The organism is Amycolatopsis sp. (genome assembly GCF_035276945.1).
Taxonomy (GTDB): Bacteria; Actinomycetota; Actinomycetes; order Mycobacteriales; family Pseudonocardiaceae; genus Amycolatopsis_E.
Genome location: NZ_DATELF010000015.1, coordinates 1 through 11,841, shown reverse-complemented (window position 1 = coordinate 11,841; position 11,841 = coordinate 1). Strand labels below are relative to the sequence as shown.

The window sequence follows — 11,841 nt, the reverse complement described above, 5'->3', positions numbered from 1 at the left end:
TCCCGCACCCGAGCGGAGAAGTGCCAACGGCCGAGCACCGGCAACCCCGGTCGAAGAACTGCTGTGCGGGCTGTACGCCGACATCCTCGGCCGGGACACCGTGGGCGCCGACGACTCGTTCTTCACACTCGGCGGCGACTCGATCATGTCGATGCTGGTCGTGGCCAGGGCGCGGCGCGCCGGGGTGGAGATCACCGCCCGGCAGGTGTTCGAGTGCCGGACCCCGGCGAACCTCGCGCGGGTCGCCGACACCATCACCCGCCGGGCCGCCACCCCGGACGTAGCGGTCGGGCCGGTGCCCCTGACGCCGATGATGCGGGAACTGGCGGCACGGTCCGGCCCGGCGGCGCTGAGCGGATCGCTGGCCCAGTCGATGCTGGTCGCGCTCCCGCCCGGGGCGGACCTCGACGGGCTGAGCAGGGCGCTGCAGGTCGTGCTCGACCACCACGACATGCTCCGCGCCCGGCTCGACGGGGACCGGTTGCTGGTGCCGGAACCGGGAGCGGTGCGGGCGGAGGACTGCGTTCGCGTCGCGCTCGCCGCGCCCGACGCCGAATTCGGCCGCGCGCTCGGGCGGCTGGACCCGGCGTCCGGTGTGGTCGTGCAGGCCGTGTGGTTCCCCGATTCGGGGCGGTTGCTGCTGGTGCTGCACCACCTCGTGGTCGACGGGGTGTCGTGGCGGATCCTCCTGCCCGACCTGGCCGCGGCCTACGCGGGGGAGGAGCTGACCGGCGGGACGTCGTTCCGGCGCTGGGCATCCGCGCTCGCCACCGCCGCGACCAGCGCCGATCGCGTCGCCGAGCTGCCCGTCTGGCGCGGTCTGCTGGACGAGGCCGACCCGCGGATCGGGCCACGCCCGCTCGATTCCACCGTGGACACCGTCGCCGCGGGCACCGTCGGCACGACGCGTGAAGTTCCGGCCGCGGTCACCGGCCCGTTGCTGACCGGCGTTCCCGAGGCCTTCTACGCCCGCGTCGACGAAGTCCTGCTCGCCGGACTGGCCGTCGCGGTGTGCCGGTGGCGTGGCGGTGACACCGTGCTGGTGGACGTCGAAAACCACGGCAGGGAGCCACTTTCCGCCGATATGCAGCTGGGCCGGACCATCGGCTGGTTCACCTGTTCCCGCCCGGTGCGGCTGACCCCGGGGTCCGCCGGGCACGACGAGGTCGCCGCCGGTGGCGCCGCGGCGGGCACGGTCCTCAAGCGCATCAAGGAACAGCTGCGCGCGATCCCGGCCGACGGCCTCGGCTTCGGGCTGCTGCGGTACCTGAACCCGGACACCGCGCCGGTCCTCGCCGACGCGCCCGTGCCGCAGATCGGCTTCAACTACCTGGGCCGGTTCACCGCGGCCTCGACGGACGGGACCGGTGCGTGGCAGCCGGTCGGCGACCTGCCGCTCGGTGGCCGCGCCGACGACCGGATGGCGCTGTCCCACGCGATCGAGGCGGGCGGGCTGGTCCGGGACCGGCCGGACGGGCCGGAGCTGACCGTGACGGTGAGCGCCCCGGCGGGCCTGCTCGGGCGGCGGGCGGTGGACGAGCTGACGGAGTACTGGGTCGCGGCGCTGACCGGGTTCGTCCGGCATCTGGCCGGACCAGCCCCCGGTGGGCACACGCCGTCCGACTTCACCTTGCTCACGTTGGCGCAGAACGAGATCGACGAGTTCCAGAGCAAGCTGACCGGGCAAGGGGGATCTCGGTGACCGAGATGCGGATCGAAGACGTGTGGCCGTTGTCGCCGTTGCAGGAGGGCTTGCTCTTCCACACGGAGGCCGCGGGCGCGGGTGGCGACGCGTACGTCCTGCAGGGCGCGATGGAGCTGCACGGCGACCTCGCCCCGGAGCTGCTGCGGCGATCGTGGCAGGTGCTGCTGGATCGGCACGCCGGTCTGCGGGCGAGCTTCCACCGGCGCGAATCCGGTCATCCGGTCCAGGTCATCGCGAGCGGCACCACCCTGCCCTGGCGCGAGGAGGATCTGCGCGAGCTTCCCGGCGCCGACCGCGAAGCCGAAGCCGCCCGGCTGGCCGCGGCGCAGAAGGAGCGGTTCGACCCGGCTGTCCCACCGCTGCTGCGCCTGCTGCTGCTCAGGCTGGAAGACGGCCACTACCGGCTGATCGTGACGATGCACCACCTTGTTATGGACGGCTGGTCGCTGCCGATCCTGTTCGACGAGCTGTCCCAGGTCTACGGCGCGGGCGGCGACAGCGGCGTGCTGCCCGCCGCACCGTCCTATCGCGACTATCTGGCCTGGCTGGCGAGGCAGGACCGGGACGCGGCGGCCGAGTCGTGGCGCCGCGCCATGGCGGGCCTCGACGAGCCGACCGTCGTCGCCCGCGGCGAACACGACGAGTACGACGACGCGGACTTCGAGCGTGTCATCGTCCACGCGGACACCGCGCTCACCGAGGCGGTGCGGGAGCTGGCACAACGACACGGCGTCACCCTCAACACGGTGCTCCAGGCCGCGTGGGCGCTCACGGTCGGCATGCTGACCGGCCGCGACGACGTGGTGTTCGGCGCCGTCGTCGCGGACCGGCCGGCGGTGCTGCCCGGCGTCGAACGCGCGGTCGGACTGTTCATCAACACCGTGCCCGTGCGCGTCCGGCTGGACCCGCGCGCCACCGTCGCGGAGCTGTTGCATTCGGTGCGGCGCTCGCAGTCGGAACTGCTGGCGCATCAGCACCTGGGGCTGACCGACATTCAGCGGATCGCCGGTCCGGGCGCGCGCTTCGACACGATCATGGCTTTCCAGAACTATCCCCGGCGCCCCGGCGGCCCGCTGAAGCTGAGCGGCCTGCGCGTCGAGGGCGGGGCCGGCGACGACACCAGCCACTACCCGCTCGCCCTCCTGGTCGCGCCGCTCGACGAGCTGGAGTTGCGACTGGAGTTCCTGCCCGGCCTCGTCGACCCGGATGTCGCGCGCGGTCTGGCCGACCGGCTGGTGCTGCTGCTCGAGCAGTTCGCCGCGCACCCGGAAACGCGCGTCAGCCAGATTTCCCTGCTGCGCGGCGAAGAGCGCGACACGGTGGTGCGCGGATGGAACGACACCGATCGCGAGGTGGCGGACGCGACGCTGCCGGAGCTTTTCGCCGCCCAGGCGGCACGCACCCCGGACTGCGTCGCGCTGATCGGTGACGACCTCGAACTGACCTACAACGAGCTGGATGCCCGGGCCAACCAGGTGGCGCACTGGCTGATCGGCCACGGCGTAGGCCCGGAGGACCGGGTCGCCGTTCTCCTGCCACGCTCGGCCGATCTGGTGATCGTGCTGCTCGGCGTGCTCAAGGCGGGCGCGGCCTACGTGCCCCTCGACTCGGGATACCCCGCCGACCGGATCCGTGCCGTGCTCGCGGATTCCGCGCCCGCGCTGATGATCACCACCGACGAGTCGGGTCAAGTGCGGTGGGACGACCCGGCCACGGTGGCGGCGATTTCGGCCGCGCCGGTGAGCGCGCCCGTCCAGCGGGCCGGAGCGGCGAACGCCGCGTATGTCATCTACACGTCCGGATCGACCGGGCGGCCCAAAGGCGTCGTGGTCACCCACGCCGGCTTCGCCAGCATGTCCGCGACCCAGATCGACCGGTTCGGGGTCGGGCCGGGATCCCGGGTCCTCCAGTTCGCGTCTTTCGCGTTCGACGCGTCGGTATGGGAACTGGTGTCCGCGCTGCTGTCCGGCGCGACGCTGGTCGTACCCGGCACGGAGCGGATGCCGCCGTTCGGGTCGCTGGACGACGTCCTGGACGCCTGCCGGATCACCCACCTGTCGCTGCCGCCGTCGGCGCTGGCCGTGGTGGAAAGCGCACCCGGCTGCCTGCGGTCGGTGGTGGTCGCGGCGGAGAACTGTCCGCCGAGCCTGGTGGAGACGTGGGCGAGCCGAGTGGAGCTGGTCAACGGCTACGGCCCGACCGAGAACACGGTGTGCGCGACACTTTCCGCGCCGCTGTCCCCCGAACCGGGGCGGATGGCCGTGCCGATCGGCCGGGCGGCGGGCAACATCCGGGTGTTCGTGCTGGACGGCTGCCTGCGGCCGGTGCCACCCGGGGTCGTGGGGGAGCTCTACGTCACCGGCGCCGGGCTGGCACGCGGGTACGACGGACGCCCGGAACTGACCGCGGCACGGTTCGTGGCCTGCCCGTCCGGGCCGGCCCGGATGTACCGCACCGGCGACCTGGCCCGGTGGAACGCCGACGGTGAGCTGCTGTTCGAAGGGCGCGCCGACGACCAGGTGAAGATCCGCGGTTTCCGCATCGAGCCGGGCGAGATCGAAGCGGTGTTGGCCGAGCACCCCGCTGTCGCACGGGTGGTCGTGCTCGCACGGGAGGACCGGCCGGGGGCGCGGCGGCTGGTGGCCTACGTGGTGCCTTCCGGTGGCGAGGGCGGCGACATCGACGAGCGCGCCTTGCGGGACCACGTGGCCGGGCGGTTGCCCGAGTACATGGTTCCGGCCGCTTTCGTTGCCCTGCGAGCCATCCCGGTCACGGTCACCGGGAAGGTCGACCGGGCCGCGCTCCCGGCGCCGGACTTCGCCGGGACGCCCGCGCGCGCGCCGGTCACCCCGGCCGAGGAACTGCTGTGCGGCCTGTTCGGCGAGGTGCTGGGCGTTGACGAGGTGGGCGGCGACGACTCGTTCTTCGAACTCGGCGGCGACTCGATCACTTCGATGCTGGTCGTCGCGCGGGCCCGGCGGGCCGGCCTGGCCATCACCGCGCGGCAGATCTTCGACCTGCGCAGCCCCGCCTCGCTCGCGGCGGTCGCCTCGGAGCCGGAGGCCGTCGCGAGCGACGAACCGAGAACCGAGACAGTGCCGCTCACGCCGGTGATGCGTGAACTGGGCGAGCGAGCCGGGCAAACGGCGCTGACCGGTTCGCTTTCCCAGCTGATGCTGGTCGAGGTTCCGGCGACCGCGCGCCCGGAACGGCTGCGCAGCGCGCTTCAGGCCATTGTGGACACTCATGACGTCCTGCGTGCCCGCCTGGTACTCGACGGCGAAGCGCGGCTGGTGATCGCTGATCCAGGGTCGGTCACGACGGACGTGTCCACAGTGGATGCGACGAGCTGGTCGGCCGCGCGGCTCGCCGCGGAGGCCAAGGCGACGGCAGAGCACGAGGCCGGGTTGCTCGACCCGGTGGCGGGGACGGTGCTTCGAGCGGTCTGGTTCGACGCGGGCCGCGAGGCGCCGGGCAGGCTGCTGCTGGTCGCGCACCACCTGGTGATCGACGCGGTGTCCTGGCGCCTGCTGCTGCCGGATCTGGCCGCGGCGTACGAGACCGGCGTCCTCGACCCGGCGGGGACGTCCTTCGCGGCCTGGGCCAATGCCCTCGTCGAGGAGGCGAGCGGCGAGCAGCGCGTGGCCGAACTGCCCGCGTGGCAACGCCTGCTGGACGGTCCGGTGCTGCCGGTGGCCGCGCGTGCCCTCGACCCGGCGGTGGACACGGTCGCGGCCGGCACCCGGCAGGTCTCGCGCCGGGTGCCCTCGGCCGGGCAGTTGCTCACCGCGGTGCCCGTCGCGTTCCACGCCGGCGTCGACGACGTGTTGCTGGCCGGACTGGCCGCGGCGCTGGCCGGGCGCGCGGACGCCCCGGGCGGCCTACTGGTCGACGTGGAAGGGCACGGCCGGGAGCCACTTTCCGGCGACCTGGACCTGAGCGGGACGGTCGGCTGGTTCACCAGCTCGCACCCGGTCCGGCTGGATCCGGGCGTGGTCGACCACCCCCGGGTCCGGGCGGGCGGCCGGGAGGCGGGGCAGTTGTTCAAGCGGGTCAAGGAACAACTGCGCGCGGTCCCCGGTGACGGACTCGGCTACGGGATGCTGCGCTACCTGAACCCGGGCACCGCGTCCGCGTTCGCCGGGCTGCCGGTCGCCGAAATCGGCTTCAACTACCTCGGCCGGTTCTCGCCCGGCGACGGCGGTGGTGACTGGCGGCCCGACGGCGAGCTGGTGCTGGGCGGCACGGCCGATCCACGGATGGCGCTGGTCCACGCGCTCGAAGCCGGCGCGCTGGTCCGGGACCTGCCCGATGGCCCGGAACTCACGCTCACGCTGACCGCGCCGGCCGGGCTGCTCAACGACGCCGAACTGGCCGCGCTGGCGGAGGGCTGGGCGGGCGCGCTCGCCGGGTTCGCCGCGCATGCCGGTCGTGACGGCGGCGGGCACACCCCGTCCGACTTCTCCCTGGTCCGGCTGAGCCAGGACGAGGTGACTCGGCTGGAGTCCGAGGTGGCCGGCCTGGCCGACGTGTGGCCGCTCTCGCCGCTGCAAGAAGGGCTACTGTTCCACGCGGGCTACGACAAGCACGATGTCTACATCGGACAGCGGGTCCTCGGGTTCGACAGCACACTGGACCCCGGACTGCTGCGGTCCGCCTGGCAGGCACTGCTGGACCGGCACGACACCCTGCGCACGGGTTTCCGGCAGCTACCCGGGCAGCAGCGGCCCGTGCAGGTCGTCGTGGGCGCGGCGGTGCTGCCCTGGCGCGTGGTCGACCTGTCCGGGCTGCCGCACACCGAGGCGGAAACCGAGATCGAGCGGCTCAGCGGGCAGGAACACGGCCGGTTCGACCTGGCCGAGCCGCCGTTGCTGCGGCTGTTGCTGATCGACCTGGGCGCACGCGGATACCGGCTGGTGCTGACGATGCACCACCTCGTCCTGGACGGGTGGTCGATGCCGATCCTGTTCGACGAGCTCGCCCGGCTCTACCGCGCCGAGGGCCGGTCGTCCGCGCTTGACCCGGTCGCCTCCTACCGCGAGTACCTCGCCTGGCTGAGCCGTCAGGACACCGGCGCGGCCACGGCGGTCTGGCGGGCGGCACTCGACGGGGTGGGAGAGTCGACGCTGGTCGCCCCGCTCGCCGGGGACGCCGAAGCCGTCGAGACCGAGCATCACGTCGTGTGGCTCGACAGCGTGCGCACGACCGGACTTTTCGAGCTCGCCCGCGCGCACGACCTGACCGTGAACACGCTCGTGCAGGGTGCGTGGGCGGTACTGGTGGGCATGCTGGCCGGCCGGTCGGACGTGGTGTTCGGGGCGACCGTCGCCGGACGTCCCGCCGAACTCGCGGACGTCGAGCGGATGCTCGGGCTGTTCATCAACACGGTCCCGGTGCGGGTACGGCTGCGGCCGGACCTCCCGTTCCTCGAGCTGCTGGCGTCCGTGCAGGCCGGCCAGGCCGAGTTGATCGCGCACCAGCACCTGGGGCTGACCGAGATCCAGCGCGCGGCCGGGGCGGCGGCCACCTTCGACAGCCTGGTGATCTACGAGAACTACCCGCACGGCCCGGGCGCGGAGCGTGGTCCCGCCGGTCTGCGGATCGCCGGCGGCCGGGAGGCCTCGCACTATCCGCTCACTTTGATCGCGAGCCCCGGCGAGGAGTTCGAGCTGCGGCTGGACTACCGGTCGGACGTGTTCGGCGCGGACGCGGCGCGCGATCTCGTCGACCGGCTGGTCCGGATACTGACGCGGCTGACCCACGACCCGGACGTGCGCGTGAGCGACCTGGACCTGCTCGGCGCGGCCGAGCGGCGAGCGGTGCTCCACGACTGGAACGACACCGGGCGGCCCCTCCCGCCGGGTTCGCTCGCGGATTTGGTTGCGGCGCAAGCGAATCGCACACCGGACGCCGTGGCGGTCATCGATGGCGACAGCGCACTGACCTACCGCGAGCTCGATGCGCGCGCCAACCGGTTGGCGCACTGGCTGATCGCCGCGGGCATCGGGGTGGAGGACAGGGTAGGCGTGCTGATGGACCGCTCGGCGGACCTGCTGGTGGTCCTGCTCGGCGTGGCCAAGGCCGGCGCCGCGTATGTCCCGGTCGACCCCGGGTACCCGGGGTCGACGGTCGCCTTCATGCTCGACACAGCCGCGCCGGGCCTGGTGGTGGAAGCGCTTCCCGCCGGCCTGGAAGGGTATCCGGACACCGCGCCGGGCGTGGCTGTGCCGCCGGACGCGGCGGCGTATGTCATGTTCACCTCCGGCTCCACCGGCACCCCGAAGGGAATCGTCACCACCCAGGCGGGCGTCACCGGCCTGGTCACCGACAGCGGCTGGGCGCTTGGACCCGGCGACCGGGTACTGCTGCACGCGCCCCACGCGTTCGACGCCTCGACCTACGAGTTGTGGGTCCCGCTCGTGCGGGGCGCCACGGTGGTGGTCGCCCCGCCCGGGACAGTGGACGTTCTCGTGCTCGCCGAGCAGATCGAGCGACACGGACTGTCCACAGTGCACTTGACCGCGGGCCTGTTCGGGGTGCTGGCCGACGAGGCGCCGCGGCTGCTGTCCGGCATGACCGAGGTCCTCACCGGCGGCGACGCGGTACCGGCGGGCGCGGCCGGCAAGGTCCGCGCGGCGTCGCCGGGGCTGCGGCTGCGGCACCTGTACGGCCCGACCGAGACCACGCTGTGCGCCACCACCCTGGTCGCCGAACCGGGCACGGAAGTGCCGGACGTGCTGCCCATCGGCAGGCCGCGCGACAACACCCGGGTGTACCTGCTCGACGAGTTCCTGCGCCCGCTGCCGCCGGGAGCCGTCGGTGAGCTGTACATCGCCGGGCCTGGCCTCGCCCGGGGGTATGACGGCAGGCCGGGGCAGACGGCGCACCGGTTCGTGGCCTGCCCGTTCGGCGGCGGCCGCATGTACCGCACCGGCGACCTCGCCCGGTGGAGCCCCGGCGGGCTCCTGCACTTCGCCGGCCGTGCTGACGACCAGGTGAAGATCCGCGGGTTCCGGGTCGAACCGGGCGAGGTGGAGGCGGTGCTGGCCCGCTGCCCCGGCGTCGCCAGGGCAGCGGTGCTGGCCCGGCTGGACCAGCCGGAGACCCGGCGCCTTGTCGCCTACGCGTTTCCCGCCGACGGTGCCACGCTCGCCCCGGAGGCGGTCCGGGCCTTCGCGGCCGGCGAGCTGCCCGAGTACCTGGTGCCCGCCGTGGTCGTCGTGCTGGACGTGTGGCCGGTCACGGCGAACGGAAAACTGGACCGTGCGGCGCTTCCGGCGCCGGGCGCGAGCGCGGCGGTCTCGCGTGCTCCCGCGAGCCCGGCCGAGGAACTGCTCTGCCACCAGTTCGCCGAGGTGCTCGGCGTCGCGCAGGTGGGCCCGGACGAGTCGTTCTTCGAGCTGGGCGGCGACTCGCTGCTGGCGATGCGGCTGATCGTGCGCGTCCGCGCGGTCCTCGGCGCGGAACTGATGATCCGGGAACTGTTCGCTTCGCCAAGCCCCGCGGGCGTGGCCCGCCGCCTCGCCGCGCACGCCGCACGCGCGCCGCTGACCAGTGGGGGGCGGCCGGAGCGGCTGCCGCTGTCCTTCGGCCAGCAGCGCATGTGGTTCCTCAACCGGATGGAGGCGGCGGGTGCGGGCGCCGGGTACAACGTGCCGCTGGCGTTGCGGCTGACCGGCCCGCTGGACGCCGACGCGTTGTCCGCCGCGCTCGCCGATGTGGCCGCCCGCCACGAGGTGCTGCGGACCACCTTCCCGGACACCGGCGGCGACCCGTACCAGCGGATAACCGAGCCCGGCCCGGTGACGTTGCCGGTGACGCGGGTGCCCGAGGCCGAGCTGTCCGCGGTGCTGACGGACCTGGCCGCGCAGGGGTTCGACCTGGCGGCGGAGCCGCCGTGGCGGGTCCGGCTGCTGACCGTGTCGGACACCGACCACGTGCTGTTCCTGGTGGCACACCACATCGCCGTCGACGGCTGGTCGATGGGCGTGCTGGCCCGCGATCTGCGGCTCGCCTACGCCGCGAGGCGCGACGGCACCGTGCCCGGCTGGGCCCCGTTGCCGGTGCAGTACGCGGATTTCGCGGTGTGGCAACGAAAAGAGCTGGGTGACTCGGCCGATCCGGACAGCTTGATCAGTGCTCAGCTCGCGCACTGGCGGGCGGCGCTGGAGGGCCTGCCCGCGGAGATCAGGCTCCCCGCCGACCGGCATCGGCCCGGCGTCGCCTCGTACCGGGGCGGTTCGGTCCGCTTCACCGTGAGCGAACGGACGCACGCGGCGCTGGCCGAGGTGGCGCGGCGGAACTCGGCGACGCTGTTCATGGTCGTTCAGTCGGCACTAGCGATGGTGCTGTCCCGGCTCGGCGCCGGAACGGACGTCCCGGTCGGCACGGTGGTCGCCGGGCGCGCCGATCAGGCGGTGGAGGATCTGGTCGGGTTCTTCGTCAACACCCTGGTGTTGCGCACCGACACGTCGGGCAATCCGAGCTTCGCGGAGTTGCTCGGGCGGACGCGGGAAACCGATCTCGCCGCGTACGCGCACCAGGACGTGCCGTTCGAGCGGCTGGTGGACGAGCTGGCCCCGGAACGCTCGCTGGCCCGTCACCCGCTGTTCCAGGTCATGCTCGTGCTGCAGAACCTGCCCGAGCAGGACTGGGACTTCGCCGGGCTGACGGTGCACCCGCTCAACGCGCGGACCTTGCCCGACGAGGCGCTCCCCGCCCGCTTCGACCTGTCGCTCGGCATGGTGGAGCACCGGGACGCCCGCGGCGGACCGGCGGGGATCGCGGCCGATCTGCGGTTCGCGCTGGACCTGTTCGACGAGGCCACCGCGACCGCGCTGGCGCGGCGGCTGGTGCGGGTGCTGGACCAGATCACGGCCGATCCGTCGGTCCGACTGGCCGAGCTGGACGTCCTGGAACCCGCCGAGCGGGCACAGGTGGTGGACGACTGGAACGACATCGCCGTCCCCGGACCGGTGGCCACCCTGCCGGAGCTGTTCGCCGCTCAGGTGGCACGGACGCCGGACACCGTCGCCGCCGTCGACACCGGCCGGGCGCTGACCTACGCGGAACTGGACGCGGAGGCGAACCGCATCGCGCACTGGCTGATCGGCCACGGCGTTGCGCCGGAGGACCGGGTCGCGGTGGTGCTGGACCGTTCGGCCGACCTGCTGGTGGCGCTGCTCGGCGTGCTGAAGGCCGGTGCGGCGTTCGTGCCGGTCGATCCGGAGTACCCGGCCGAGCGGATCGGCCACGTGCTGGCCGACAGCGAACCGGCGGTCGTGCTCACCCGGGAACTCTGGGACGACCCGGACATGCGGGCGGCCATCGTGGCGTACCCGGCCACCCCGCCCGACGCGCCGCCGCGCGCGTTCGGCGCCGCGTACGTGATCTACACGTCCGGCTCCACCGGCAGGCCCAAGGGCGTTGTGGTGCCGCACGCCGGGATCGCGAGCCTGGCCGCGGCGCAGATCGACCGGTTCGCGGTGCGGCGGGGGAGCCGGGTGCTGCAGTTCGCCGCACTGGGCTTCGACGCGGCGGTGTCGGAGATCTGCATGGCACTGCTGAGCGGTGCCACGCTCGTGCTGGTCCCGGGCGAGGAGCCGGCGGAGGTGTTGCGGCGCTGGGAGATCACGCACGTGACGGTGCCGCCCTCACTGCTCGCCGAAGTGCGCGAGTTGCCGGACTGCCTGAGCACTGTGGTGGTGGCTGGTGAAGCGTGCCCGGCGGCGCTCGTGAACGCGTGGGCGGGCTCGCGGCGCATGTTCAACGCGTACGGGCCGACCGAGGCCACCGTCTGCGCGACGATGACCGACCGACTGCTGCCCGGGACCACGCCGGTGCCGATCGGGCGTCCGGCCGCGAATCGTCAGGTGTTCGTGCTCGATGACTGGCTTCAGCCGGTGCCGCCCGGAGTGCCGGGCGAGGTGTACCTCGAGGGCGGGGTCGCGCGCGGATACCTGCGGCGTCCGTCGCTGACCGCCGAGCGGTTCGTGGCCTGCCCGTTCGGCGTTTCTGGTGAGCGGATGTACCGGACCGGGGACGTGGTCCGGTGGACCGCGGGCCGGCAGCTCGAGTTCGCCGGGCGAGCCGATGACCAGGTGAAGATCCGGGGATTCCGGATCGAGCCGGGCGAG

At 73.3% G+C, this 11,841-nt stretch carries 2 protein-coding genes; both read left to right on the top strand.

The window, feature by feature from the left end; all coding sequences use genetic code 11:
- Positions 1 to 1,702: condensation domain-containing protein (locus tag VJT49_RS01795; RefSeq protein WP_324162436.1), on the top strand; the 1,702-nt coding region annotated here is incomplete at its 5' end.
- Positions 1,703 to 1,707: 5 nt separating this feature from the next.
- The coding region (locus tag VJT49_RS01790; protein ID WP_324162438.1) for a non-ribosomal peptide synthetase at positions 1,708 to 11,841 on the top strand (10,134 nt) is incomplete at its 3' end.